The 25,880-nt window shown below is 65.5% G+C and carries 21 protein-coding genes, 1 tRNA gene and 1 pseudogene; 2 read left to right on the forward strand and 21 right to left on the reverse strand.

The genetic code is table 11. From position 1 onward, the window contains the following. Window positions 1-2: 2 nt before the first annotated feature. The 5 genes from I6F37_RS15330 to I6F37_RS15350 all read right to left on the reverse strand — a co-directional run bounded on the left by I6F37_RS15330 (window position 3) and on the right by I6F37_RS15350 (window position 2,932). A complete protein-coding gene (locus tag I6F37_RS15330) occupies window positions 3-500 on the reverse strand; it encodes a DinB family protein (RefSeq protein ID WP_036009528.1) in 498 nt (165 codons plus the stop codon). Between the two features lie 82 nt (window positions 501-582). After that, on the reverse strand, window positions 583-1,059 hold the full coding sequence (locus I6F37_RS15335; RefSeq protein WP_036009526.1) for an RES family NAD+ phosphorylase: 477 nt from the start codon (window positions 1,057-1,059) through the stop codon (window positions 583-585). Window positions 1,060-1,068: 9 nt separating this feature from the next. Then, window positions 1,069-1,533, reverse strand: coding sequence for an antitoxin Xre/MbcA/ParS toxin-binding domain-containing protein (locus tag I6F37_RS45915; protein ID WP_036009524.1), 465 nt, complete (start codon window positions 1,531-1,533; stop codon window positions 1,069-1,071). Between the two features lie 460 nt (window positions 1,534-1,993). Further along, window positions 1,994-2,070, reverse strand: a tRNA-His gene (locus tag I6F37_RS15345). A 427-nt stretch (window positions 2,071-2,497) separates the two neighbouring features. Further along, the gene (locus I6F37_RS15350) at window positions 2,498-2,932 is read right to left on the reverse strand and encodes a phasin (protein WP_036009522.1); all 435 of its coding nucleotides are present in this window, start codon (window positions 2,930-2,932) and stop codon (window positions 2,498-2,500) included. A gap of 714 nt (window positions 2,933-3,646) precedes the next feature. Here I6F37_RS15350 and I6F37_RS15355 point away from each other — a divergent pair. Then, window positions 3,647-6,973 (forward strand): PAS domain S-box protein, encoded by a 3,327-nt coding sequence (locus I6F37_RS15355; RefSeq protein ID WP_225151840.1) that lies wholly within the window; start codon window positions 3,647-3,649, stop codon window positions 6,971-6,973. A 134-nt stretch (window positions 6,974-7,107) separates the two neighbouring features. Here the strand turns inward: I6F37_RS15355 and I6F37_RS15360 are convergent, their stop codons facing one another. The 12 genes and pseudogenes from I6F37_RS15360 to I6F37_RS15415 form a co-directional block, all read right to left on the reverse strand. Continuing rightward, window positions 7,108-9,081, reverse strand: coding sequence for a methyl-accepting chemotaxis protein (locus I6F37_RS15360; protein WP_225148074.1), 1,974 nt, complete (start codon window positions 9,079-9,081; stop codon window positions 7,108-7,110). A 204-nt stretch (window positions 9,082-9,285) separates the two neighbouring features. Then, window positions 9,286-10,458: an acetyl-CoA C-acyltransferase gene (locus I6F37_RS15365; protein WP_036030944.1), complete on the reverse strand. Its 1,173-nt coding sequence runs from the start codon at window positions 10,456-10,458 to the stop codon at window positions 9,286-9,288. Between the two features lie 355 nt (window positions 10,459-10,813). Continuing rightward, window positions 10,814-12,403 (reverse strand): phosphoglycerate dehydrogenase, encoded by a 1,590-nt coding sequence (serA, locus tag I6F37_RS15370; RefSeq protein WP_036030940.1) that lies wholly within the window; start codon window positions 12,401-12,403, stop codon window positions 10,814-10,816. 123 nt (window positions 12,404-12,526) lie between these two features. Beyond that, a complete protein-coding gene (locus I6F37_RS15375; RefSeq protein ID WP_036009516.1) occupies window positions 12,527-13,699 on the reverse strand; it encodes a phosphoserine transaminase in 1,173 nt (390 codons plus the stop codon). A 79-nt stretch (window positions 13,700-13,778) separates the two neighbouring features. Next, window positions 13,779-13,985: a hypothetical protein gene (locus I6F37_RS15380; RefSeq protein ID WP_225151841.1), complete on the reverse strand. Its 207-nt coding sequence runs from the start codon at window positions 13,983-13,985 to the stop codon at window positions 13,779-13,781. A gap of 160 nt (window positions 13,986-14,145) precedes the next feature. Continuing rightward, a complete protein-coding gene (locus tag I6F37_RS15385; RefSeq protein ID WP_109145289.1) occupies window positions 14,146-14,610 on the reverse strand; it encodes a GNAT family N-acetyltransferase in 465 nt (154 codons plus the stop codon). Window positions 14,611-14,628: 18 nt separating this feature from the next. After that, entirely contained in the window at window positions 14,629-15,219 is a 591-nt protein-coding gene (locus I6F37_RS15390; protein WP_036009513.1) for a glutathione S-transferase family protein, read from the reverse strand. Between the two features lie 70 nt (window positions 15,220-15,289). After that, on the reverse strand, window positions 15,290-16,177 hold the full coding sequence (locus tag I6F37_RS15395; protein WP_036009512.1) for an outer membrane protein: 888 nt from the start codon (window positions 16,175-16,177) through the stop codon (window positions 15,290-15,292). A gap of 166 nt (window positions 16,178-16,343) precedes the next feature. Continuing rightward, on the reverse strand, window positions 16,344-17,174 hold the full coding sequence (locus tag I6F37_RS15400; RefSeq protein ID WP_036009511.1) for an outer membrane protein: 831 nt from the start codon (window positions 17,172-17,174) through the stop codon (window positions 16,344-16,346). A gap of 237 nt (window positions 17,175-17,411) precedes the next feature. Then, a pseudogene (locus I6F37_RS15405) lies at window positions 17,412-18,655 on the reverse strand (MFS transporter). Between the two features lie 246 nt (window positions 18,656-18,901). Further along, window positions 18,902-20,245: a phosphoglucosamine mutase gene (gene glmM, locus I6F37_RS15410; RefSeq protein ID WP_036009507.1), complete on the reverse strand. Its 1,344-nt coding sequence runs from the start codon at window positions 20,243-20,245 to the stop codon at window positions 18,902-18,904. 221 nt (window positions 20,246-20,466) lie between these two features. Further along, window positions 20,467-20,634: a hypothetical protein gene (locus I6F37_RS15415; protein ID WP_167361667.1), complete on the reverse strand. Its 168-nt coding sequence runs from the start codon at window positions 20,632-20,634 to the stop codon at window positions 20,467-20,469. A 129-nt stretch (window positions 20,635-20,763) separates the two neighbouring features. Between I6F37_RS15415 and I6F37_RS15420 the strand changes: the two genes are divergently transcribed. After that, a complete protein-coding gene (locus I6F37_RS15420; RefSeq protein WP_036009502.1) occupies window positions 20,764-21,900 on the forward strand; it encodes an alpha-hydroxy acid oxidase in 1,137 nt (378 codons plus the stop codon). A gap of 229 nt (window positions 21,901-22,129) precedes the next feature. Here the strand turns inward: I6F37_RS15420 and I6F37_RS15425 are convergent, their stop codons facing one another. From I6F37_RS15425 to I6F37_RS15440, 4 genes are all read right to left on the reverse strand, one after another. Then, window positions 22,130-22,756, reverse strand: a complete 627-nt coding sequence (locus I6F37_RS15425; protein WP_036030974.1) for a hypothetical protein — start codon at window positions 22,754-22,756, stop codon at window positions 22,130-22,132. Between the two features lie 64 nt (window positions 22,757-22,820). Next, window positions 22,821-23,660, reverse strand: a complete 840-nt coding sequence (locus I6F37_RS15430) for a shikimate dehydrogenase (protein WP_036009498.1) — start codon at window positions 23,658-23,660, stop codon at window positions 22,821-22,823. A 66-nt stretch (window positions 23,661-23,726) separates the two neighbouring features. After that, complete coding sequence (locus tag I6F37_RS15435; RefSeq protein WP_225151843.1) at window positions 23,727-25,469, reverse strand: SulP family inorganic anion transporter; 1,743 nt, start codon at window positions 25,467-25,469, stop codon at window positions 23,727-23,729. 105 nt (window positions 25,470-25,574) lie between these two features. After that, complete coding sequence (locus tag I6F37_RS15440) at window positions 25,575-25,847, reverse strand: helix-turn-helix domain-containing protein (protein ID WP_008566993.1); 273 nt, start codon at window positions 25,845-25,847, stop codon at window positions 25,575-25,577. Window positions 25,848-25,880: the final 33 nt, after the last annotated feature.

The following is a 25,880-nucleotide window of genomic DNA, read 5'->3' on the forward strand; positions in this document are numbered from 1 at the left end:
CGCTAGGCCAGAAGATGAATGTCAGTCGGCTCCGGGTCTGCGCCCGCTGCCGTCAACATCGCGTGGACCTGACCTCGGTGGTGGGTTTGGTGATTGAAGAGTTGAACAGCAACCAGCGTCTTTGGCTTCTCGATCCGAGTTGAACCGTCTCCTGGATACCAAACAAGCATCCCGTTCAGGTCTGCGTCGCGCAATCGCGCTGACCACGCTTCGATTTCCTCGTTCCGTTGCAAGCGGAGCGCCTTGAAGGCCTCCCAATCCGAGGGATTTGCGAGGGAGTGCTTGATGGTTTCCTCCGGACGCGCGTTCCCTTTCAGCCGCTCCAGTATCAAGGCATCAGCCCAATAGAGATGGTTCAACGTAGCTGCAATCGACTGGAAGAACGCCCCCCGATCCTTCCAGCGATCCTCGTGGGTCAGCCGGTCGGCGGCAGCTACCAAAGAGGCGTTCTGCCAAGTGTTGTAGCGGGCCATAAGGCGGCAGTATTCGGCTGAGATCATTTTCTCAGGGCTCCAAGGTTGTCGATGTTGGCTGATCTCGGGACGTTGCCCCAGACGTGCGCAAAGCAGGAAACCATCAACCTCAGACTTTGCCCGTTCGCAGCCCAAACAGCCGCTCGTCGTGAGGATAGCGCCCGACATGAGACACGCGGATGCGCGCCGCACCCACGTGTCTCGGATTGATGAGATAGTTCTGCGCAAACGGTACGATGACCGACGGCACCGACACCACGGCCGTGCGCATCTCGTCGAACCACGGCCTCAACACATCACGTGTCACCCTGGGATTCCCGGCCCAATTCGGCGATACTCTCTCAATATCGCTCAAGCTCACCTTTTCGACAGCCAGGTTATCAGGCACGTCAATACGAAGCAGTTGGTAGCTGGTCGGCAAGTCCTCCACATCAATTTCCAGATGCACCATCACTTCGAGCAGCGCCGAAGCCGGATGATCCGCGGCGTAGACCACGTGCCGGCCGCGATCGTGCCAGCGGCCGTCGGCCTTCAGGCCGCCGATACCGGAAAGATCGTCGAAATTGGAGATCCGCCAGATCCGCACGCCGAATCCTCAAGCGAGGATGCCGTGATCGATCCGATGCAACATCTCCTCAACCACGCGCGCTCCAGCCTCCGTCGCGAGGTATGCGAGCGGCGTCTCTCCGCCCAGCGCCTTCTTCGGCTTGCGCAGCCAGCGGTGCGCCTTTGCCGCATCGCCGAAGACATTTGCGGCGAGCCGGTCGACCCGCGCCAGCCGAACGGCCTTGTCGGTCTCCTCGACCGTCAGCGGCTCGCCGTCCGACAGCCGCCGCGCGAGCGTGCGCTTGGGCACGACGAGCGCGTGGATTTCGTCATCGCTGTAATTGGCAAGGCGTTTGAGCGCAGCGGGCTCGATGCGAAACAATCTGTTGCCGTCGATCACGACGTCGAACAGCTCGGCCGAGGAGTGCGCTTCATCCGCGGTTCTGCCGAGCCCGAGCGACGGCGCATCGGTGATCGTCGAGAGCCCCGTGACCGCATCGAAATGCCCTCGCACGACAACAGCGCCGGGTTGCGGTTGATAGGTCTGGTCCGGCTCAGCGGCGGAGAGGCGTTCAAGCCCTGCCGAAGGAGATTTACGAGACCCCCTCTTATGGTCAGGCCGCTGAGTAAGGGCCGACGCTGCAATCGCCTTGATCTGCTTGCTAGTCTGGGAGCCGGGGGCGCGAACGCCCCGCGAAGAATCTCGAGCAACGCCTTTGCCACTACGCTCGTTCTTACCCATAGTTTCTGCCTCGGCAGCCTCTTGCCAAATGCCAAAATAATCTTGCCAATTGGCATCTAAGCACATGCAGTGATGGATTCAAGCGTCGTCGCACTTGGGCTCAAACCGCAATCCGCGGGCGATCACCAAGTAGCGGTGAGCAATGCCCCGCCAACATTTTGGCTGGTCTAACGATGCGTCGAAATTCAGCGGTCGGAGCAATGCTGCATCGCGCGCCAATCACTGCGATCGTTGGTACAGTTGGGTGGGCTCGAACCACCGACCTCCTGTTCCACAGACAGGCGCTCTAACCAACTGAGCTACAACTGCATCCTTGCGAGCCGCGCCTTGGGCTGCCTGAAAAGGCTTGATGCCTGAGGGGGCTGGACGGGGCGGAAACTAGGTGCAACGGCCCGGTTTGGCAAGGCCGCAGAACCCGATATTTCCCCTCTTCAGCACGAGGAAAACCGGTCGATCGGTCGGGCGGGATCACCTCTAGCCGGCGGGGAGAGGTCGGATTGCTTTGGTGCGCGAATGCGCGCCGGAGCGATCCGGGTGAGGGGCCGCGGCGGGCAGTGAGACCTGAGCCCCTCACCCGGCCCGCGCCGGACGATGCTTCGCATCGCCGGGGGCGGTCCGACCTCTCCCTTTGGGAGAGGTGGACGGAGTGCTGGGCGCGAGCCGGGCGAACCCATTTCCAAAAGAAAAACCCGGGCCTTTCGGGCCCGGGTTTCGCATGTCACACCAAACTCACCACTCAGGCGGCGGAAGGGTAGTACTTGGAGGCGCTGGCCTTGATCGGCTCGGCGGTCTCGTTGGCGACGCGCTGGGTGAGCTCGACCAGCTCCTTGGCCTGGGCCTGGTAGGTCTCGAGCTGCTTGCGGGCGTGGCCGGTCCACAGCTCCATCGCTTCGGTCGGCGACTTGGCGCCGAACAGCTGCTGGGCGAAGTCGAGCTGGGCGTTCGAATTGGCCTTCATGAACTCGACCAGCTTGGCGGTGTACTCGCTTGCGCCCTTGGAGGCCGAGGTGAACACGGCCTCGACGGTGCCGTTGTGGGTCTCGGCGGCGTCCTTGAACTTGGCGTAGCTCTCGCGGGCCTGCGCCGCGCCCTTCTCGGCGAACGCACGCATCTGCTCGGGAACCTCGAACGGGATGATCGAGGCAGAAAACGGATCAGTCGCACCTGTCATGTTGGTCCCTCACGCTAATTGAAAAAATGGAGTGAGCCTTTCTGGCGCGCCCGCCGGCCCCGACCATGGGCCCTGCGCATTGAGCGGGTACGAAGACTGGAAACGCGAAACAAAGGTGATGGCTCGCCCAGCGCCAGAATTATGGCTGCCTATCATGTCAACATTGTGCATCGCAACGCGGCAGAGGGGTGCGATGCGAAATTTAATCTCGGGGAGGATGAGGTTCCGGTATGGGGGAACCGGGGGTTGAGGTAGTGGGATGCGCCCGGCAACACACGCGCTCTTACCCTCCCCCTGGATGGGGAGGGTCGGCTCGCAACGCGTCAGCGATGCGAGCCGGGGTGGGGTGATCTCTCCGCTCGGGGACCGCCTGTGGGGAGAGACTGTCACCCCACCTCGGTTCGCTCTCCGCTTCGCTGCGTGCGAACCGATCTACGGGCGAGCTTCGCTCGTCCCGGACCCCTCTAGGGGAGGATGGGCACCTGAGATGCCGCGCGGGTGCGTCTCTTCGCAAGCGCCCCACCCCTTGAATCCCTTGGATGCAACGTCGGCTCGGCTTGCGGGGTTGACGGGATTAAGGTTATCGCCGCTTGGGGATCCATCGCGGGCTTTGGGCCGTGGACCTGGTCGCGCCTTCCGGGCGATACTAACCCTTTCTTAAGGCTGTCATTCCCGGCAGCCGCCACTCGTGAAGCGTGAGATGCAGCCGGCCTGATGACGCGTTCGGATTTCCAGTTGCGAGGGGTGGGCGATCCGCGGCTGGCCGTGCATGCGACCTCTGCCCTGCCGGCCTGGCTATGGTCGACCGACGGCGCGCGCGTGCTGTGGGCCAATCCGGTCGGCGCAAAACTGTTCGGCGCGGCCAACAGCGCCGGCCTTGCGGACAAGGTGTTCGGCCCCGCCGACAGCCATCGCCGCCAAATCGTCAGGCTCGCCCCCCAGCTGCCGGCGAACGGCGCAATGCGGCTGCAGCGGCTGCGCGGCTTCGGCGCCCGGTTAGGGGCGCTGATGACCTGTGCTTGCGCGCGGCTCGACTTTGCCGACGGCGGCCATGCGGTGCTGGTCATCGCGATGGACCCGACGCTGCGCACCATGCCGCTGGTCGAGCGGCTGCATCGGCTGGTCGCCGGCGCGAAGGTGCCGATGGCGGCGTTCGCGCCGGACGGGCTGTTCGTCGGCGCGAGCGAGGCCGCGCGCCCCCTGCTCGGCTTCCGCGATCTGCTCGAGGCCGGGCTCGACCGCGCCCGCAGCGATGCGCTGGCAACCGGCCGCGCTGCGACGCCGATCGGCATCGGCCAGATGGTTCTGCAGCGGGTCGGCAGCGGCGCCGATATCGGCTTGGTCGCGCTGATCGAGCCGGCCGCCTCCACGGCGGCGCACGAGGCCGCGCCCGACGTCACGCCCGCGCAGCCTCCGGCCGCGGTGCCGGAGGACGCACAGCCTGCGCCAGACGAGGCACCGTCTGCGATTGCGCTGTTCGACGCATTCACTGAGCCGGCCGAACCGCCCACCGAGACGATTGCGCCGACGCCGGAGCCGGTCGTCCCCGCGGCGGCCAAAACTCCGGTTGAAAACCAGCCGCAAGCCATTGTGTCGCCGCAGCCCGCGCCGATCAATGCAGGCATGGTCGAGCCGACTTCGGGCCAGGACTCTTCTAGCCACCAAGAGCCGCCCGCACCGCGTCAGCATCCGCTGCGCTTCCTCTGGCAGATGGATGAAGAGGGCCGCTTTGTGCTCGGCTCCGATGAATTCATCCGCCTGATGGGCACGCATACGGCCGCCGGCTTCGGCCGCCCCTGGCGCGAGATCGCCGAGGAATTCTCGCTCGATCCCGAGGGGCGCGTGGCGAAGGCGCTCGAAAGCAAGGATACCTGGGCCGGCATCACAGTGAACTGGCCGGCCGACGGCGGCGAGCACATTCCGGTCGAGCTCGCGGGCCTGCCGGTCTACGACCGCAACCGTGAATTCGCCGGCTTCCGCGGCTTCGGCGTCTGCCGCGATCTCGACGCGCTCAACCGGCTCGAGGCGCTCAGGCGCTTCGAGCTGCTGGTCGAGCCGCCGGCACAGGATCGCTCCACTGAGGCCGTCGCGTTCGATGCGGAGCCCGAGCCTGAAGCGGCGGCGGAAGCTGAGGCGGAGGGCGAAGCAGAGGCACCGCCGATCGCGCCATCCGAGCCTGAGCCGCAAGCCGAGCCTGAACCGCAAGCCGAACCCGACCTGCCAGAGCCCACAAGCGAGACTTCACACCCAACCGAACTGGACACGCCCGTGGAAACGCCTCCCAATGTCGTGCCGTTCCGCGTCGCCGGCGATACGCGGCCGCCGACGTTGACGCCGGTCGAGAACAGCGCGTTCAACGAGCTCGCGCGGCAATTGTCCGAGCGGCTCGAACGCGAGCGCGAGACCATCACGACCGACGCGGCCGGACCAGTGGCGGAGGTCAGCGCCGAAGCACCGGAGCCGGAGCCGCCGCAGGCCGCAGCCGAATGGCTGACCGAGCCCGCACCGCCGCCGCGCGGGATGAGCGCGCGCGACCGCACGCTGCTCGACCTGTTGCCGACGGGCATCCTGATCTACCGGCTCGACCGCCTGCTCTACGCCAATCCCGCCTTCCTCGCGCGCATCGGCTATGACGGCCTGAACGCGCTGGAGCATGCCGGCGGGCTGGATGCGCTCTATGTCGAGCCGGGCGTGTCGGCGGCCAGCAGCACCACGCAAGGCGGCACGCCTGTGACGATCAGCGCGACAATCGCGAACGGCGAAACGCCGCCGCCCGCGACGGAAGCGCATCTGCACACGATCGAGTGGGACGGCGACAGCGCGCATGCGCTGATCTGCGCGCTGCCGCCGGCGGCGCCGATCGCGGCGGCTGCCGTCGCAGAGACCGTGGTGGCCGCAGAGCCTGACGCCGCGGACGCGGAGCCCGCGGCCGGCGATGCCGATGCCGAGGATCTCGCCGCCATCCTCGACACCACAGCCGAGGGCATCGTGATGTTCGATGCCGAAGGCAACATCCACGCCTGCAACCGCAGCGCGGAGGCGCTGTTCGGCTATGACGGCGAGGCGCTGCTGCAGCAGAATTTGCTGACGCTGTTCGCCCCCGAGAGCCAGCAGATCGTCGCGGATTATCTGGAAAGCCTGAAGAGCCAGGACATCGCGAGCCTGCTCGATCACGGCCGCGAGGTGCTGGGCCGCGAGAAGAAGGGCGGCGTCATTCCGCTCGCGATGATCATGGGCCGCACCCGCCCCGACGGGCCGAACTTCTTCGCCGTGTTCCGCGATCTCTCGCACGCGAAGAAGGGCGAGAGCGAATTGACGAAGGCCCGCCGCCTCGTCGACGGCGCGGCCAACGCCAAGGCCGACATGCTGGCGCGGATCAGCCACGAGATCCGCACGCCGCTCAACGCCATCATCGGCTTTGCCGAGGTGATGATCTCCGAGCGCTTCGGCGCGCTCGGCAACGAGCGCTACGGCGAATACATGAAGGACATCCGCGCTTCCGGCGAGCGCGTCATCGCCATCATCGACGACCTCCTGGAGCTGTCGCGGATCGAGACCGGCAAGCTCGATCTGAATTTCGCGAATTTGAACCTGAACGATTTGGTCGAGGCCTGCGTGACGGTGATGCAGCCGCAGGCCAACCGCGAGCGCATCATCATCCGCACCTCGCTCGCCCATGCGCTGCCGCAGGTGAGCGTCGATGCGCGCGCGATGCGGCAGATCACCATGAACCTGATCTCGAACTCGATCCGGCTCGCCAGCGCCGGCGGCCAGGTCATCGTCTCGACCGCGCTGACCGATCGCGGCGAGATCGCGCTGCGCATCCGCGACACCGGCCATGGCCTTTCCGAGCGCGAAGTCGCCGCCGCGATGGAGCCGTTCCGCACGCCGCCGCCGGGCGATGCCGCCGACAGCTCGGCGCTGAGCCTGTCGCTGACGAAAGCGCTGGTCGAAGCCAACCGCGCCCGGTTCAACATCAAGAGCGCCGGCCACGGCACGCTGATCGAGGTGGTGCTCGCGCCAGCGCTGGCGGGGGCGTAGGCGTCGCCACGCTCAAGCCGTCATTCCGGGGCGCGCCTCTTGGCGCGAGCCCGGAATCCATCGATCCGCATCAATGGTGGTGCAATGGATTCCGGGCTCGTCGCTTCGCGACGCCCCGGAATGACGGCGGGGGCTCACGCCGCCCGCACCGTCTCCAAAAACCTGCTCACCTCGATCTTCAGCCGGCTGCTGTCGTTCGACAGCGATTGCGCCGCGGACAGCACCTGCGAGGAGGCGGATCCCGTCTCGGTCGCGCCCTGGCGCACGCTGGAGATGTTGGCGCTGACCTGCGTGGTGCCGGCGGCGGCGCTTTGGACGTTGCGCGAGATCTCGCTCGTCGCGGCGCCCTGCTCTTCCACCGCAGCCGCGATGGTGGAGGAGATTTCGGACAGGCGCTCGATGGTGCCGCCGATGGTCTTGATCGCACCGACGGAATCTTGCGTCGCGACCTGGATGCTCGAGATCTGCTGACCGATGTCACCGGTCGCCTTCGCGGTCTGCTCGGCCAGGGCCTTCACTTCCGAGGCCACCACGGCAAAGCCGCGTCCGGCTTCGCCCGCGCGCGCGGCCTCGATGGTGGCGTTCAGCGCCAAGAGATTGGTCTGGCCGGCGATGGCGTTGATGAGCTCGACCACGTCGCCGATGCGCGCGGCCGCCTTGGACAATTCGCTGACGCGATCGTTGGTCTGCCCGGCCTGGGTGACGGCCTCGCCCGCCATGCGCGCGGAGGCCTGCACCTGGCGGCTGATCTCGTTGACGGAGGCGGTCAGCTCCTCGGCGGCGGACGCCACCGACTGCACGTTGGTCGCCGCTTCCTCGGACGCCGCCTCGACCAGCGTGGCAAGCTCGGTCGAGCGGCTGGCGGTCGTGGTCAGCGACGTCGCCGACGCCTCGAGCTCGTTGGCCGCCGACGACACGGTCTCGACGATCTCGCCGATCGCGCCTTCGAAATCGTCGGCCATCCTGATCATGTCGGCGCGGCGGCGCTCGGCGGCGAGCTTGTCCTGCCTGATCTTCTCTTCGGCCTCCTCCTGCGCCTTCCGCTCGGCGTTGATCTTGAAAGTCTCGACGGCTTGCGCGATCTCGCCGATCTCGTCGGGCCGGCCGAGGCCGGGAAGAACGATAGCGAAATTGCCGTTGGCAAGCTCGATCATCGCCGCGCGCATCGCGGTCAAAGGCCTCGAGACCGAACGTCCGATGAAGATGCCGAGGCCGAGCACGCTCGTCGCAATCAGCGCGATCGCCACCGCAATCCAGAACTGGATGCTGGTGCGCTCGGCCTCGTTGAGACGGTCGGCATCGGCGCGGATGCGGTCGACCGATGTCGAGACCTGCTCGATCACGGGCTCGACCGACGCGAAGGCCTCGGACATCGCCTTCGATTCGGCCGCCAGCTTCAGCGCGGTCTCCATCCAGGCGGAGAAGTCGCGCTGATAGTCGGCGAGCTTCTGGCGCAGCTCGGCCTTGGCGCCGTCGGCAATGGCTGCCGCATCGAGCCCGGCGGCAAACTCCGACGCGCGCTTCTTCATCTCCTCGCCATATCTGGCGTTCCGGCGCAGCATGAAATCCTTCTCATGCCGGCGCATCATCAGCATGATGACCTTGAGCTCGGAATTCTGGAACTGGTCGACCTGGCTCTCGATACCGTGGACGGAAGCGCGCAGGCGGCCTTCGAGCCCGGACTTCTCGTCGAGGCCAAGCCGCTGCCGTTCCTCCACCACCGCGGCGAAGCGGGCCTGATAGGTCTTCAGCGACGCATTCATCGCGTCGATCTTCTGCGCCAGCTCGGGCTGGCCGAGCGCTGCGATCTTGCCGCGGAGCGTCTCGATGTCGAGCGCCACCTGCCGGCCGATCTCGACCTGTCGCTGCGCCCTGGCCGGATCGCTGCGCAGCAGAAAATCCTTCTCGGCGCGGCGCGCCTCGAGCAGCTCGACCGCGATCCTGTTGTTCAGCTCGAACACGGTGCGCGCATCCTCGGCCGCGTCGCGATAGACGCCCATCCTCCGCTCGCCGTAGAGGTGAATGCCGCCGATCAGGACGACGCCGATGACGCCAATGACGCCGATCGCGGTGATCTTGTGAGTGAGTCGCAGGGAGAGGAGCCGCATCGTGAACCAAGCTGGTGGTGAGCGATGCCATTGATGAAGCGATATTCAGTGAAAGCTTCCGTTAATTTGCGGGCACGTATTAATACGTGTATTTCACTACAATGCTCGCCGTTGTGCACGGTGACGTGCACAGGCACAGTTCCAAAAAAGAAGCACGGCGCTTCACCAGCGCCGTGCTTCCTTGTCTGCGCGAGACTTGGGCCTTTAGTGATAGATCTCGAACAGGCCGGCGCCGCCCTGGCCGCCGCCGATGCACATCGTCACCACGCCCCACTTGGCCTTGCGGCGGGCGCCTTCCTGCAAGAGATGGCCGGTGAGACGGGCGCCGGTCATGCCGAAGGGATGGCCGATCGCGATCGAGCCGCCGTTGACGTTGTACTTGGCGGGATCGATGCCGAGCTGGTCGCGGCAATACAGGCACTGGCTGGCGAAGGCCTCGTTGAGCTCCCACAGATCGATGTCGTCGATCTTGAGGCCGGTGCGCTTGAGGAGCTTCGGAATCGCGAACACCGGGCCGATGCCCATCTCGTCCGGCTCGCAGCCGGCGGTGGCCCAGGCGACGAAGCGGCCGAGCGGTTTGAGGCCACGCTTCTCGGCGTCCTTGGCTTCCATCAGCACCACCGCGGCGGCGCCGTCGGAGAGCTGGCTGGCATTGCCGGCGGTGACGAACTTGCCCGGGCCCTTCACCGGCTCGAGCTTTGCCAATCCTTCCATCGTCGTTTCGGGGCGATTGCATTCGTCGCGATCGACGGTGTAGTCCACGATCGACTCGGCCTTGGTCTGCTTGTCGACGACCTTCATCTTGGTCTTCATCGGGACGATCTCGTCCTTGAACTTGTTCGCCTGCTGGGCCGCGGCCATGCGGCGCTGCGATTCCAGCGAGAACTCGTCCTGATATTCACGGCTGAGCTTGTAGCGCTCGGCGACGATGTCGGCGGTGTCGATCATCGCCATGAAGATGTCGGGGGCGACCTTGAGCAGTTCCGGATCGACCGATTCCTTCGGCGTGCCGCCGCCGGGAATCGAGATGCTCTCGACGCCGCCGGCGACGATGCAATCGGCGCCGTCGGAGCGGATCGAGTTGGCGGCCATCGCGATGGTCTGCAGGCCCGACGAGCAGAAGCGGTTCACCGACACGCCGGCGGTGGTCTTCGGCAGCCCCGCGAGCAGCGCGGCCTGGCGGCCGATGTTCGGCGCGCCATGGGCGCAATTGCCGAGATAGCAGTCCTCGACATAGTCCTTCTCGACGCCGGCGCGGTCCACCGCGTGATGAATGGCGTGGGCCGCGAGCGACATCGGCGGCGTGATGTTGAACCCGCCGCGGCCGGATTTCGCCAGGCCCGTGCGCGCATAGGAAACGATGACGGCTTCACGCATTGTTTTCTCCCTTGTCGAACGATTTGGAACGGAGCGTCCTGACGCCATTGGTACACAAAGATTGGGGGTGGGGAAAATGAAAACGCCGCCTCCGGCGATGGAGACGGCGTTGTTCCGCGTGTCGGAATATATGATATGATGATCGTCATTCCGGGGCGTGCGCGCCCGCTCTATCCACACGTCATGCCCGGGCTTGTCCCGCCTGCGCGGCCGAAGCCGCTTCGGCGCGGCGAAGGCCCGGGCATCCACGTTCTTCGCGCCGAGCGGCAAGACGTGGATGGCCGGGACATAGGCGAGCGGAAGCGACGCCGTCCTTCGGACTGCTATGCCCGGCCATGACGCCGGTGGGAGCCGCTCAGAACGTCAGCGCCTTGGCCTGCTTGACCTGCGGCAGGGCCTGCACCTTGGCGAGCACGTCGGCCGGCACCACACCGTCGACCTCGACCAGCGCAATGGCATCGCTGCCCGGAGCGACCCGGCCGAGATGGAAGGTCGCGATGTTGATCTTGGCGTCGCCCAGAAGCCCCGCGAACTTGCCGATGAAGCCCGGCTTGTCCTCGTTGGTGACGTAGATCATCGACTTGCCGAACTCGGCGTCGACGCGGATGCCCTTGATGTCGACGAGGCGCGGCTTGCCGTCTGCATAGACGGTGCCCGAGACCGACCGCTCCTGCCGCTCGGTGGTGACCGTGACGGTGATCAGGCTCTCATAATCGCTCTGCGCGGCGCGGACGATCTCGTCCACCACCATGCCGCGCTCCTTGGCGACGACCGGCGCGGACACGACGTTGACCTCGCCCAGCATGGGCCGCAGCAGGCCCGACAGCACCGCGGAGGTGATCGCCTTGATCTTCATCTCGGCGACGTGGCCCTCATAGGTGATCTCGACCTTGAGGATGCCGCTCTCGGTGAGCTGGCCGGCGAACGAGCCGAGCTTCTCGGCGAGCGCGATGAACGGTTTCAGCTTCGGCGCTTCTTCCGCCGTGATCGAGGGGAAGTTGACCGCGTTCGAGATCGCGCCGGTGAGCAGGTAATCCGACATCTGCTCGGCAACCTGCAGCGCGACGTTCTCCTGAGCCTCGGTGGTGGAGGCGCCGAGATGCGGCGTGCAGATCACGTTGGGATGGCCGAACAGCACGCTCTTGGTCGCGGGCTCCTCGACGAAGACGTCGAAGGCGGCGCCGGCAATGTGCTTGGCGTTGAGCGCATCGACCACCGCCTGCTCGTCGACGAGACCGCCGCGGGCGCAATTGATCAGGCGCACGCCCTTCTTCATCTTGGCGATCGCGGCCGCGTCGATGATGTTCTTGGTCTTCTCGGTCAGCGGCGTGTGCAGCGTGATGAAGTCGGCGCGCCTGAGCAGATCGTCGAGATCGACCTTCTCGACGCCGATGTCCTTGGCGCGCTCCGGCGACAGGAACGGGTCGAACGCGATCACCTTCATGCGCAGGCCGAGCGCGCGGTCGGCGACGATCGAGCCGATATTGCCGCAGCCGACGACGCCCAGCACCTTGCCGGTGATCTCCACGCCCATGAAGCGGTTCTTCTCCCACTTGCCGGCCTGCGTCGAGGCATCGGCCTGCGGGATCTCGCGGGCGAGCGCGAGCATCAGGGTGATGGCGTGCTCGGCGGTCGTGATCGAATTGCCGAACGGTGTGTTCATCACGATGATGCCCTTGGCCGTCGCGGCCGGGATCTCGACATTGTCGACGCCGATGCCGGCGCGGCCGATCACCTTCAGCCTGGCCGCCTTCTCGAGGATCTTGGCGGTCGCCTTGGTCGCGGAGCGGATCGCAAGGCCGTCGTAATTGCCGATGATCTCGGCCAGCTTGTCCTTGTCCTTGCCGAGATTGGGCTGGAAGTCGACCTCGACGCCGCGATCCCTGAAGATCTGCACGGCAGCGGGCGAGAGCGCGTCGGAAATGAGAACTTTGGGTTTGGTCATGGGGATGATCCGTTGTGCGTGCTGCATTTACGGCACGTCATCCGCGGTCTTGACCCGCGGATCCATCTCTCTTGATTGATGGACGGCCGGGTCAAGCCCGGCCATGACGAGGATTAGGTTTGCTTACGCCGCCTTCGCGAGCGTGGCCTTGGTCTCGGCGAAGGCCCAGTCGATCCACTGCGTCAGCAGCTCGACGTCCTTTGCTTCCACCGTGGCGCCGCACCAGATGCGCAGGCCGGCCGGCGCGTCGCGGTAATAGGCGAAGTCGTAGCCCGCGCCTTCCTTCTCGACGAGGGCCACCAGCTTCTTGCTGAACTCCGCCTGCGCGTCCTCGGAGAGCGAGGTGATCGCGGGATCGGTGAACTTCAGGCACACCGAGGTGTTGGAGCGGATCGAAGCGTCCTTGGCGAGGAAGTCGATCCAGGGCGTCTTCGCCTTCCAGTCCGCCAGCACCTTGGTGTTGGCATCGGCGCGCGCGATCAGCGCCTTGAGACCGCCGATCGACTTGGCCCAGTTCAGCGCATCGAGATAATCCTCGACGCAGAGCATCGACGGCGTGTTGATGGTCTCGCCGACGAAGATGCCTTCGTTGAGCTTGCCGCCCTTGGTCATGCGGAAGATCTTCGGCAGCGGCCAGGCCGGCTTGTAGGTCTCGAGCCGCTCCACCGCGCGGGGCGACAGGATCAGCATGCCATGCGCGGCCTCGCCGCCGAGCGCCTTCTGCCAGGAGAAGGTGACGACGTCGAGCTTGGCCCAGTCGAGCGGCTGCGCAAATGCGGCGGAGGTCGCATCGCAGATGGTCAGGCCTTCGCGGCTCGCGCTGATCCAGTCCGCGTTCGGAACGCGCACGCCCGACGTGGTGCCGTTCCAGGTGAAGACGACGTCGCTCTTGGGATCGACCTTCGACAGATCGGGGATCTCACCGTAGGCCGCATTGAGCTTAGTGACGTCCTTGAGCTTCAATTCCTTGACGATGTCGCTGACCCAGCCCTCGCCGAAGGATTCCCAGGCGAGCGTGGTGACCGGCCGTGCGCCAAGCAGCGACCACAGCGCCATCTCGACCGCGCCGGTATCGGAGGCCGGCACGATGCCAATGCGGTAATCGGCGGGGACCTCGAGCACTTCGCGCGTCAGGTCGATCGCGAGCTTGAGCTTGGCCTTGCCGATCTTCGCGCGATGCGAGCGGCCGAGAGCTGCGTCCTTGAGATTTTGGGCGTTCCAGCCGGGGCGCTTGGCGCAGGGGCCGGAGGAGAAATGCGGCACGGTCGGCCGCGAAGCGGGCTTCGCTACAGTCATGATCTACCCTTCCAGATAGTAAGCCTCCCGTTGGGGGGAGGTGTCCCGCCGCGGCTGATACGGGAATCGGGAAGGTCCGTCAAGGAAGTTCCGGGGCCTCACGCGCCAGTGATGGCGCTTCCGGTGCAATATCGGGGGATTGCACAACAGTGAGCGCGTTCAGCAAGTCCGTGGCATCGCTGATCAATTGCGCCGCCTTGCGGCGGCTTCCGACCTTCAAAATGCATTTGTCATTGGCCTGCACGACGTAGTCGTTGCCGACCTTGATCATCGAATAGCTTGTCATTGAAATGTCCCGAACCGAGCGAGCCCGGTGTCAGATGCCCCCGTAGCACCCTTCGTTCCTTCATCAATGTGAACGACGGAGCGGTAGTTTACCGGCTCTTAACACGACCGAATGAAAAGCCCGCTTTTCGCCGGCTGCGAAGCGCTCGCGTCGCGCTGCCTCAAAAGCGGACAGTCATGCCGACGTGACTCGCCGTGAAGCCGAGCCGCTTGTAGAAGCGCTGCGCATCGACGCGCGTCTGATGCGTGAGCAACTCGACCAGATTGCAGCCGCGCGCCTTTGCTTCCGTCACGGCCCATTGCACCAATTGCTCGCCGATGCCGCGGCTGCGACACTCGGTGGCAACGCGAACGTCCTCGAGCAGTCCGCGGGATCCGCCCTGCGAGCTCAGGCCCGGCAGAATCGCGAGTTGCAGGCAGCCGACCACCCTGCCCTCACTCTCGGCAACCACCAGCGTCAGATTCGGATCGCGCGCGATCCGCGCGAATGCGTCGTAATAGGAGGACGGCAACGGATCCTCCACGCGCTCGCGCGCGCGGCCGAGATGATCGTCGGCGAGCATCGCCACGATGGCGACGACGTCCTCGCGGCGCGCGGGACGGATAGAGACGGCTTCGGCATTCATGTCAGGCGACTCCGCACCTCAGCGCGCCGGCGGAAGGCCGAGAAACGCTTCGACGTCGCCGATCCAGCGGCGGACGGAGGCATAACGGCCGAGGTCGAAGCCACCTTCATGCGCGAGGCGCGTATAGGCGAGCAGCGACACGTCGGCGAGCGACACCTCCTCGCCGGCGAACAAGCGGCTGGCGGCGAGATGCTGCTCCATGCGGTCGAGCGCCGCATAGCCGCGCTTGACCTTTTCAGGATCGAGCTCGGAGGCATCCTTGCCGAGATAGACCATGAGGAAGCGGCACACGGCGATATAAGGCTCGTGGCTGTACTGCTCCCAGAACAGCCATTCGTCCATCTTGGCCGCCGTGAAGGCGTCGCGCGGAACCAGCACGCTGTCGCGGGCGACATAGCGGATGATGGCGTTGGACTGCGCCAGCGTACGGCCGTCGTCGAATGCGACGGTCGGCACCTGGCCGGCGCCGTTCATCTTCAGGAATTGCGGCGTGCGCGTCTCGCCCTTGCGGGTGTCGATCTCGATCCACTGGTAGGGCACAGCGAGCTTGTCGCAGACCCACTTCACCTTGAGACAATTGCCGGAATTGCTGTCGCCGTAGATCTTCATCGCTGCCGCCCCGCTTTCGGAACGAGAGAGCATCAGGACGAAGCGCAGCTGTCAACAGGAAGCGGACGGCTCAGAACTTGTAGCCGACGCCGAGGCGCGCGTTGTTCAACGTCACCTGCGTGTTCATGACGGGCGAGAATCTCACATATTCGTATTCGATGCGGGCGAACAAGCCGTCCCAAACGCAGTATTCGAGCCCGAGGCCGGCGGTCCAACCCACTGCGTACGTATTGGTCCTGTGCTGACCTTGCGTGCCTGACTGCGCAGGAACCGGGCCCCACGTTCCAAGTATCGTCGTGGTGTTGCCGAAGAAATCCGTCGTCGTCGTGTCCTGTCGCATCGAGACGCTGCTGGTCACGGTGCGCGACACGTCCATTCGCCCGACGGCAGCGCCCATGAAGGCATAAGGCATGAAGCTGCCGCCGTCCCAACCCACGCGGCCGCGGAGCGTCACCATGTCTTTGACCTGTGCCGCCGCGGCACCCGTCAGCGTGACGGCATAGTTGTTGGTGACGCCGGGCGCCCGCACCTCACCAGGCGGGTTGACGATGACGAGCGAGTTGGTTCCTGACGTCAATGTCGCCATATCGTTGAAGTAGCTGTAAGTGCCCTCGAGACTGAGAACGGCATCATACCATTGCCAGTTGCGGCCGACGAAGCCACCGAAATTGGTGCTTTGAGTGTTGGTCTTGTTCAGCAGCGACCACGTCGAGGTCGGCCCCTGGAGTACGCTGTCGCGGAAGATGTAGTTGGTCAGTCCGACCACGCTCTGACTGAAATCCGTGGCATCTGCGGTATAACCGCCATGACCGCCGACATAGAAGCCATTCCAATTGACGGAGGTCTTCGACAGACCGTCGGCGAAGCCGCCGCGCAGCACGGGCAGGTCCGGCATGTCGGCCGCTTGCGCGGCAGACACCGTCCCCAACATCGCCGCTGCCAACACCAGCCTACGCATCACCACGCTCCATCGGACTCGAACTGTTGCGATGATCATCGCCTGTTAACCTTAACCAATGGTTGCGCCAGGCGCCTTCGCCGCACCTCGCCATGAAAAATACGCAAAGCAAAACGGCGCGGGATGATCCCGCGCCGTTAAGGAGTCCTAACCGATCAGGTTGCGATCAGCCCTTGGTGACCAGCGGCGGCGGCACGTAGGCCGGCGGGCTGTTGAGATCCCAGCGCACGCCGAGCTTGACGTCGTGCGAGGTGATGTCCCTGACCTTGATCGAGGTCGGGCCGGAAGCGCTGTTGTCGAACAAACGGTAGTTGCCGGGCGCGGCATCGCCGAGGTTCATGTAGCTGTAGGCCAGTTCGACGGTGAAGCCGGGATTGACCTTGTAGGCAAGACCGGCGTGAGCGGCCCAGGCGAGGTTCCACTTTCCGTTGTCGGCAAAGTAGGCGACGCTGTTGTTGAGCAGCGGGCTGTAGGACACGCCGTCGTCGCGGAAGCCGCTGAGCTTGTTGTAGGAGCCGCCGACGCCCGCGCCGATGAACGGAGTGACGCACCACCAGGTGCCGAGGTCGACATAGGCGTTGGCCATCACGAGCCACTCGGACTTGCTGCCGCTGTAGTTGTTGACGCCGACGAAGCCGGGTCCCACGACATTGTCGCTACCGTGCAAATTGGCCTTGCCCCGGTACTGGCCGATGACGTCGGCGCGGAACCAGTTGTTGAAGCGATAGCCGACGCCGAGGCCGAACAGCGGCGAGGAGTCGAAGCCGAGGCCTTCCGTCGTCTTCGAGTACCCGGCCGGCAGGGCGCTCTCGATGCGCTTCGCGCTCTGGTTGGTCATGCCGATGTCGCCGCGCAGATACCAGCCGCCGAAGTCGGCGGGCGGAGCCGGCGGCGCGTACATCGGAGGGGGGGCGGCGATCGGCATATCGGCGGCGAACGCCATCGACGAGATCAGGGTTGCCGCACCCGCGGCAAGGAGAGACTTAACGCTACGCATTGGCTTCGTCCTTATGGCCGGTGAGGCTGAATACGAGCGCCTCACGTTCTGGAAACTCACGGGGGGACAATGCCAGCAAATGTTTAAGCGCCACTTAACCCTAATTTTTAAGGTTGATTTTTTCTCACCCTACACGCGCGCGCCGTGCGAGCGTTGCAAAAATGCCGCGCCAAATGCGACATCGGCGCCGCATTCCCTAACGATGTGTGAAGCCGCAACGCGGCAAGAGAGGATGCGTTAACGCGCGTTTCGCGGCAGCTTGGGCAGGAACACCGCGAGCAGCCCGATCGCCGGCAGCCAGGCGCAGACCTGGTAGACGAACTCGATCGAGGTGTGGTCGGCGAGCTTGCCGAGCACGGCCGCGCCCAGGCCCCCGATGCCGAAGGCGACGCCGAAGAACACGCCGGAGATCATGCCGAAGCGGTGCGGCACCAGCTCCTGCGCAAACACGATGATCGACGACGTCGTCGAGGAGATGATCAGGCCGATGGCGACGCTGAGCACCGCGCTCGCAACGAGCCCGGCATAGGGCAGCGCCAGCGTGAACGGCAGCGCGCCGAGGATCGAGATCCAGATCACGATCTTGCGGCCGAAGCGGTCGCCCAGCGGACCGCCGAGAAACGCACCCACGGCGTTCGCCGCGAGAAAGACGAAGAGATAGATCTGGGCTGCCTGCGTCGACACGCCGAAACGGTCGATCAGGTAGAAGATTAATAGCTCGACAGGCTCGAAACGTAGAGCTGCTTGGAGAACAACAGCACGACGAGCACTGCGAGCGCTACCGCGACACGGCGCGAGCTCGGCGCACCGGGCTGGGTGTGGACGGGCGCCGCTTTCTTCGTCGCGATCTGCGGCGCGTACCAGCGCCCGATGCGCCAGAGAATCAGGATGGCGAGAAACGCGATCGAGGAGAACCAGGCGATGCTGCCCTGCCCGAACGGCACCACGATCAACGCGGCGAGCACCGGCCCCATCGAGGTGCCGAAGCTGCCGCCGAGCTGGAACACCGATTGCGCAAAGCCGTAGCGTCCGCCCGAGGCGAGCCGCGCGATGCGCGCCGATTCCGGGTGAAACACCGCCGAGCCGAGGCCGACCAGCGCGGCGGCGACGAGGATGACGAGATATTGGTGCGCGACGCTAAGCAGCAGCAGGCCGAAGAAGGTCGAGGCCATGCCGACCGCGAGCGAATAGGGCTGCGCCTTCTTGTCGGTGTAGTGCCCGACCACCGGCTGCAGCAGCGAGGCCGTGAACTGGAATGCCAGCGTGATCATGCCGATCTGCGCGAAGTCGAGCGCGTAGGCGTCCTTCAGGATCGGGTACACCGAGGCGATCAGCGACTGCATGGTGTCGTTGAGGAAGTGCGAGACGCTGATGCCGGCGAGCACGATATAGGCCGGCCCCTTGGCGGCGGCCGGCGCCAATTCTGCGACGACGACGGGCTCGGTCAGCGTTTCCTCTGAGACGACGACAGGCTTGTTCAAGGCGGCAATCCGGCGCGGCAGATTGCCGCGAGGTGCTGATTACGACGCAAGCGACGGTGGGACCAGCGTCAATCGCAAATGGCTGGGATGCGCCTCTTACCTCTCCCCTTGTGGGAGAGGGTGGCTCGCCGCGTTAGCGGCGAGACGGGTGAGGGGTTTCTATCCTCACGAGCTGTGTTGCGAGCGGATAGAACCCCTCATCCGGCGCTTCGCGCCACCTTCTCCCGCAAGGGGAGAAGGAAGGACTCAAGCCGCGGCCTGCCCCAATGCCGAAACAATGGTGTCGACGACGTCCTCGACGAGGTGACGGTCCTCGCCTTCGCCCATGACGCGGATCACGGGCTCGGTGCCGGAGGAGCGGATCAAGAGGCGGCCGTGGCCGTTGAGGCGCTTCTCGCCGTCGGAGATCGCCGACTTGACGTCGGAATCATCGAGCGGCTTGCCGCCCTTGTGGCGGACGTTCTTGAGGATCTGCGGCAGCGGATCGAAGCGGTGGCAGACCTCGGACACCGGGCGGCGCAGCTTCTGCACCACGGCGAGCACCTGCAATGCGGCGACAAAACCGTCGCCGGTCGTGGCGTAGTCGGACAGGATGATGTGGCCGGACTGCTCGCCGCCGAGATTGTAGCCGCCGTTCAGCATCTGCTCGAGCACGTAGCGGTCGCCGACCGGCGTGCGCACGAGCTCGAGGCCCTGCCCTTGCAGGAAGCGCTCCAGCCCGAGATTGGACATCACGGTGGCGACGATGCCGGGACGCGAAAGGCGTCCGTCCTCCTTCCAGCTCTGCGCGATCACCGCGAGCAGCTGGTCGCCGTCGACGACATGGCCGCGCTCGTCGACCAGGATGACGCGATCGGCGTCGCCGTCCAGCGCAATGCCGATGTCGGCGCGCATCTCGCGCACCTTCTTCGACAGCGCCTCCGGCGAGGTCGAGCCGCAATCCTTGTTGATGTTGAAGCCGTCGGGCTCGACGCCGATCGGCACCACGTCGGCGCCCAATTCCCACAGCGCCTCGGGCACCACCTTGTAGGCGGCGCCGTTGGCGCAATCGATCACGACGCGAAGGCCCTCGAGCGAGAGGTCGCGCGGCAGCGTGCGCTTGGCGAATTCGATGTAGCGGTCATGCACGCCGTCGATGCGGCGGGCACGGCCGAGGCTCGCGCTTTGGGCGAGCCGCTTGTCGAGGGATTCGTCGAGCAACTGCTCGATCTGCCGCTCGACGTCGTCGGACAGCTTGAAGCCCTGCGGGCCGAACAGCTTGATGCCGTTGTCCTCGAACAGATTGTGCGAGGCCGAGATCATCACGCCGAGATCGGCGCGCATCGACTTGGTCAGCATCGCGACCGCCGGCGTCGGCATCGGGCCGACCAGCAGCACGTCCATACCGACCGAAGTGAAGCCTGCCACCATGGCGTATTCGATCATGTAGCCGGACAGACGGGTGTCCTTGCCGATCACGACGCGGTGGCGGTGGTCGCCGCGCTGAAACGCAAGGCCCGCGGCCTGGCCGACCTTGAGCGCGAGCTCCGGCGTGATCAGTCCGTTGGCGCGGCCCCTAATCCCGTCCGTCCCGAAATATTTGCGGCTCATATCGTCCCCCAAGCAACAACCAGGGACTCCCCTCTACAACCACGGGCTGCCCCAACGGGACCCGCATCCCTGATTTGCCGAGGTCTTATAAAGCTATCGCGGCTAACTTGGCTTCAAAAAATATGATGAATCATTACGGAACCGGCGCCGCGACCGCCCCCGATAACACATTGTTAACATTGCAATTCCGGCGTGACCAGCGAAAAGCGGTGGAACTCGCCTTAATCCGAGCGCTTCACATGGCCGTCCGCGCGGCTCGGCGCCGGCTGGGTGACATTGACGGGATCGGAGCCCGGGAAGGTCTCCTCAAGTCCTTCTTCCAGCGCCTCCTCGAGATCATGCTTCTCCTTGATCTCTTCCGGCGAAGGTCCTGCGTGCGGCTTCGTCATGGCGCTCTCCTTGGCACTCTCCTTCCAAAACGTTCTGCAAACGATTTGGCTGTGCATCCAACCATGCTAGATGACCCCGAAATCTTCCGATGCAAGACTGTTTGATACGTGACGGGCCGGGGAAACGACATGAAGCATATTACCTGTATCGACGATCTTCGCACGCTGCATCGGCGCCGCGTGCCGAAGGCATTCTTCGACTATTGCGACCGCGGCTCCTACGCCGAGGAGACGCTGCGCGCCAACCGCGAGGACATGCAGGCGATCAAGTTCCGCCAGCGCATCCTGGTCGACGTCTCCAAGCGCGACACCTCGACCACGATCCTCGGCGAGCCGTCGACGATGCCGCTGATCCTCGCGCCGGTCGGCCTGCTCGGCATGCAGCACGGCGACGGCGAGATCCACGCCTGCCGCGCCGCGCAGGCCGCCGGCATCCCGTTCACGCAATCGACGATGTCGATCTGTTCAATCGAGGACATCGCCGCCAGTGTCGAGAAGCCGTTCTGGTTCCAGCTCTACGTCATGAAGGACCGCGGCTTCATCAAGGAATTGATCCAGCGCGCGATGGCCGCCAAGTGCAGCGCGCTGGTGCTCACGGTCGACCTGCAGGTGATCGGCCAGCGCCATGCCGACATCAAGAACGGCATGACGGTGCCACCGGAATGGTCGCTGTCGAAGCTGCTGGACTTCGCCAGCAAGCCCGCCTGGGTCTCCGGCGTGCTGCAGGGCAAGCGCCGCACCTTCGGCAATATCGCCGGCCACGTGAAGAACACTGAAGATCTCAACCGCCTCGCCGAATGGACGGCCTCGCAGTTCGACACCTCCTTGAATTGGAAGGACGTCGAGTGGGTCCGCAGCATCTGGCCGGGCAAGCTGATCATTAAGGGCATCCTCGACGTCGAGGACGCCGAGGAAGCCGCCAAGACCGGCGCGCAGGCGCTGGTGGTCTCCAACCACGGCGGCCGCCAGCTCGACGGCGCGCCGTCCTCGATCGAGGTCCTGCCCGAGATCGCGGACGCGGTGGGCGACAGGATGGAGATCATGTTCGACGGCGGCATCCGCTCCGGCCAGGACGTGATGCGCGCGCTGGCGCTCGGCGCAAAGTCGTGCATGATCGGCCGCGCCTATGCCTATGGCCTCGGTGCCGGCGGCCAGGCCGGCGTCGCCAAGGCGATCGACATCATCCAGAAGGAGCTGCTCACCACGATGGGCCTGTGCGGCGTCAACCGGGTGGACGAGATCGACGATCACGTGATTGCGGTGTGAGTGCGTCTGCCGGGATGCCGCAGCAATAATCACTGTCGTCCCGGACAAGCGCGCCCAAAGCGCGCGCCGATCCGGGACCCATAGCCACAGGCGGGTGTGGCTATGGGGACTCGGAGTGGCCTGCTTCGCGCAACAACTTTTCCCTGTGGTTATGGGTCCCGGACCTGCGCTGACGCTTGTCCGGGACGACGGCGGCATTTCAGGCGGCAGGTGCGCGTCTCACAGCCCCTCACATCGGCGGCGTCAGGCCGTCTCGGCCGACGCTGACGCGGTTGGTCTCGAACGAGCCGTCGGGCAATTGCTTCATGAAGGCGATGACCTTGGCACCGGGCTTCAGCTCGGATTTGTCGCCGGGCACGAAGGTCACGACCGGCGTGTCGTCGGCGACGAACACCTTCTTCTCGCCGTCCTTGTACTTGACCAGCAGCGTGTGACCGTCATTGCCGACGACGCTCTCCGCGACGGTCGCATTGGTCATGCTGGAGTTGGGCTTGAGGTCCCAGGGTCGCGAGCCTTCGCCGGTGCCGCGCATGCTTTCCGGAAACACGTGCACCTCGACGGCGTTCTGGCTGCCGTCCGGTCCCGGCACGGTGGTGGCGCCGATGAACGAGCCCGGCTTGATGTCGGCGAGTGAAATCTTCGTGACGCCCGACACGTTCACGTCGGAGGCGAGGCGAAGCTTGAGCTCTTCACCGCTGCGCGACTTGACCTGCATGGTGTCGCCATTGACGCTTTCGATGGTGCCGCGCACGCGCGTCGGCACCGGCGCTCTCTGGGCGAAGGCGCAGTAGGTCGAGACGACCACCATCGCGACGGCGATCAGGGGGCGTGTGAAAGTTGCACGTTGAACAGGCATGGCGGTCTCCGATTGTCCCACGACGTAGAACTCCAGAGATGGTGTGCTATTCGCCGCGCCCCTCTCAAGTCTTCGTGAGATCGGCTTCGACCAATGCGCGCAGCTCGGCGGTGACCTCGGGCCGCCGCCCGAACCACAGCTCGAAGCCGCGCACCGCTTGATGCAGCAGCATGCCGAGCCCATCGGCGGTCTTCAGGCCGCGCGCCGTCGCCGCGGCGAGCAGCGGCGTCACCAGGGGAACGTAGACGAGGTCGGCGACGACGGCATCTTGCGGCAAGCGCGCGAGGTCGACGTCGAGTGAAGGCTGGCCATGCATGCCGAGCGAGGTCGTGTTCACGAGAAGCTTTGCGCGCGGCAGCACCTCGCCGATCGCGTCCCACGGCAGCGGATGCACGTTCGATCCGAACTGTTGTGCCAGGGTCTCGGCCCGCGCGATGGAGCGATTGGCGACATGCACGCAGCTGATGCCGCGCTCCAGCAGGCCGAACACGACTGCGCGCGAGGAGCCGCCGGCGCCCAGCACCAGCGCTTCCTCGGCCATGTCCCAGCCGGGCGCGCTGGCGTCGAGATTGTTGATGAAGCCTTCGACATCGGTGTTGGTTGAGCGCAGCTCGCCGTCGGCGAACCACAGCGTGTTCGCGGCGCCGACGGCCCTGGCGCGCGCGTCGGGCGTCGACAGCGCCAGCACGGCTTCCTTGTGCGGGATGGTGACGTTGGCACCGACGAAGCCGCGCAGCGACAGCCGCAGCACGAAATCGCGCAGATCCTCGGGCGGCACCGCCTCGATGACATAGCCGCCCTCGATGCCGAGCGTGCGCAGCCAGTGATGATGGATCAGCGGCGAGCGCGAATGCGCGGCCGGCCATCCGATCAGACAGGCTGCAGGGGGCTTGGGCGCGGTCATCTTTCCCTCGGGTCGTTTCCGAGGCGATCCATTTCGCGTCGCGCCCGCTCTGTCAAGCGCGCGCGGTCAGCTCGCAGCGGTCTCGTCGGCGGCCCGGCCCTTGATGTCGGCGATGGCGCGCTCGAGGCTCGTGCGATAGCGCGCGCGCGGCGGCGTGACGCCATGGGTGAGCAGCGCGCGGCGGACCGTGGGCGAGGCCCCCGTGATGAACAGCCGGATGCCTTGGCGGTGCGCCTTGGCGGCGACGCGGCCGATCACGTTGGCCGCGGTCGAATCCAGGAACGGCACCGCGGCGAAATCGACCACGAAGGCCTTGCGCCGGTCGGCAATGCCGTCGAGCACGCCGCCGATCGCCGAGGCCGCGCCGAAGAAGAAAGCGCCGGTGATGCGATAGACCAGCACGTCGCGGTCGACCGCAAGCGCGGGATCGTAACGCACACGGTCGCCGTTGCCGTCGTCGGGGCGATCATCCGCAACCAGCGGCGAGCGCTCCTCGATGCCCGTCATCTCCGCCATGCGATGGATGAACAGCACCGCGCCGAGCGCGAAGCCGACCAGGATGCCCTCGGTGAGATCGCGGAAGATCGTGAGCAGAAAGGTCGCGAGCAGCACCACCGCATCGCCCCATGACGAGCGCAGCAGAGTTGCGAATTCATGCTTCTCCGCCATGGTCCAGGCCACCACGACCAGCACCGCGGCCAGCGCGGCCAGCGGGATGTAGCTTGCGAGCGGCGCCGCGACCAGCATGAACAAAAGCAGGAACACCGAATGCAGCATGCCCGCGAGCGGCCCGCGCGCGCCGGCGCGGATGTTGGTCGCGGTGCGCGCGATCAGCCCGGTGACGCAGATGCCGCCGAACAGCGCCGAGCCGATATTGGCCGCGCCTTGCGCCACCAGCTCGCAATTGGAGCGATGACGGCGGCCGGTCATGCCGTCGGCCACCACCGCCGACAGCAGCGATTCGATCGCCGCCAGCAACGCAAAGGCGATCGCATCCGGCAACACCGCCCTTGCCTTTTCCAGTGAGAACGCGGGCAGCGCCGGCGATGGCAATTCGCGCGGGATGCCGCCGAAGCGCGAGCCGATGGTCTCGACCGGCAACGACAGCACCGCGCTAGCGACGGCTGCAAACACGACCGCGATCAGGATCCCGGGCCAGGACGGCCGCCAGCGGCGCAAGGCGGCGATAATGCCGATGCTGACGAGGGCGACCGCGACGGCGGACGGATTGATCGTGTTGAGGCCGCCGGCGAGCGCGACGAGCTTGGGCACGAACTCGCTGGGCTCCTTGCCCGCGAGCGTGATGCCGGAGAGATCGCGGAGCTGGCTGGCAAAGATGATGACGGCGATGCCGGCGGTGAAGCCGACGGTGACGGGATAGGGAATGAACTTGATGTAGGTGCCGACGCGCAGCAGGCCCGCGGCGATCAGGAGCAGGCCCGCCATCATGGTGGCGAGGATGACGCCATCGACGCCGTGCCGCTCCGCGGTCGCCGCGACCAGAACGATGAAGGCACCGGCAGGGCCGCCGATCTGGAACCGGCTGCCGCCGAGCAAGGAGGCGATGAAGCCGCCGGCGACGGCGGTGTAGAGGCCGCGGTCCGGCGTCACGCCCGAGGCAATCGCGATCGCCATCGACAGCGGCAGCGCGACGATCGCGACCGTGAGGCCTGCGAAGACGTCGGCGCGGAAATCCGCGAGGCCGTAGCCTTCGCGAAAGACGGTGACGAGCTTCGGCAGATACAGTTCGGCAAAGGTCGGCTGACGCAACTGGTGCAGCCGTCCTGCCTGATCGCTCGTGATGCTCATGTCAGCAAGGTGCTCCGCTGGCCCCACAATGCTCCGAAGCATCGTGCGTCCCGAGGTGCGACGATGCGCTAGCCCATCTTGATCCCGGGCATGATCAACGCGCGATCATGCTCCGACACGGCGCGGCGGCCCCGGCTCCTTCAAGCGAACGCCACGTCCGCCGCTGTCGCTGCGGGCCTGCTCGCCGATCAGCTCGACGCCGGCCCGGTCGAACGCCTCGACCACCTTGATCAAGGTCTCGACCACGCCACGAACATTGCCGGTGGAGGCCTCCATCCGCTGGATGGTCGGCAGCGACACGCCGGCGAGCTCGGCCAGGGTTTTCTGGTCGATGCCGAGCAACGCGCGGGCTGCCCGCATCTGGAACGAGGTGATCACCTTGGCCTCACTTACGAGCAGTTATAAGTGATA

The sequence above is a fragment of the Bradyrhizobium sp. NBAIM08 genome (genome assembly GCF_020193935.1).
Classification (GTDB): Bacteria; Pseudomonadota; Alphaproteobacteria; order Rhizobiales; family Xanthobacteraceae; genus Bradyrhizobium; species Bradyrhizobium yuanmingense.

Coding starts and splice junctions, on each gene's coding strand:
- I6F37_RS15330 (WP_036009528.1), bottom strand. CDS start 500: ATGATCTCAGCCGAATACTGCCGCCTTATGGCCCGCTACAACACTTGG.
- I6F37_RS15350 (WP_036009522.1), bottom strand. CDS start 2,932: ATGACAGGTGCGACTGATCCGTTTTCTGCCTCGATCATCCCGTTCGAG.
- I6F37_RS15355 (WP_225151840.1), top strand. CDS start 3,647: ATGACGCGTTCGGATTTCCAGTTGCGAGGGGTGGGCGATCCGCGGCTG.
- I6F37_RS15360 (WP_225148074.1), bottom strand. CDS start 9,081: ATGCGGCTCCTCTCCCTGCGACTCACTCACAAGATCACCGCGATCGGC.
- I6F37_RS15365 (WP_036030944.1), bottom strand. CDS start 10,458: ATGCGTGAAGCCGTCATCGTTTCCTATGCGCGCACGGGCCTGGCGAAA.
- serA (WP_036030940.1), bottom strand. CDS start 12,403: ATGACCAAACCCAAAGTTCTCATTTCCGACGCGCTCTCGCCCGCTGCC.
- I6F37_RS15375 (WP_036009516.1), bottom strand. CDS start 13,699: ATGACTGTAGCGAAGCCCGCTTCGCGGCCGACCGTGCCGCATTTCTCC.
- I6F37_RS15380 (WP_225151841.1), bottom strand. CDS start 13,985: ATGACAAGCTATTCGATGATCAAGGTCGGCAACGACTACGTCGTGCAG.
- I6F37_RS15385 (WP_109145289.1), bottom strand. CDS start 14,610: ATGAATGCCGAAGCCGTCTCTATCCGTCCCGCGCGCCGCGAGGACGTC.
- I6F37_RS15390 (WP_036009513.1), bottom strand. CDS start 15,219: ATGAAGATCTACGGCGACAGCAATTCCGGCAATTGTCTCAAGGTGAAG.
- I6F37_RS15395 (WP_036009512.1), bottom strand. CDS start 16,177: ATGCGTAGGCTGGTGTTGGCAGCGGCGATGTTGGGGACGGTGTCTGCC.
- I6F37_RS15400 (WP_036009511.1), bottom strand. CDS start 17,174: ATGCGTAGCGTTAAGTCTCTCCTTGCCGCGGGTGCGGCAACCCTGATC.
- glmM (WP_036009507.1), bottom strand. CDS start 20,245: ATGAGCCGCAAATATTTCGGGACGGACGGGATTAGGGGCCGCGCCAAC.
- I6F37_RS15415 (WP_167361667.1), bottom strand. CDS start 20,634: ATGACGAAGCCGCACGCAGGACCTTCGCCGGAAGAGATCAAGGAGAAG.
- I6F37_RS15420 (WP_036009502.1), top strand. CDS start 20,764: ATGAAGCATATTACCTGTATCGACGATCTTCGCACGCTGCATCGGCGC.
- I6F37_RS15425 (WP_036030974.1), bottom strand. CDS start 22,756: ATGCCTGTTCAACGTGCAACTTTCACACGCCCCCTGATCGCCGTCGCG.
- I6F37_RS15430 (WP_036009498.1), bottom strand. CDS start 23,660: ATGACCGCGCCCAAGCCCCCTGCAGCCTGTCTGATCGGATGGCCGGCC.
- I6F37_RS15435 (WP_225151843.1), bottom strand. CDS start 25,469: ATGAGCATCACGAGCGATCAGGCAGGACGGCTGCACCAGTTGCGTCAG.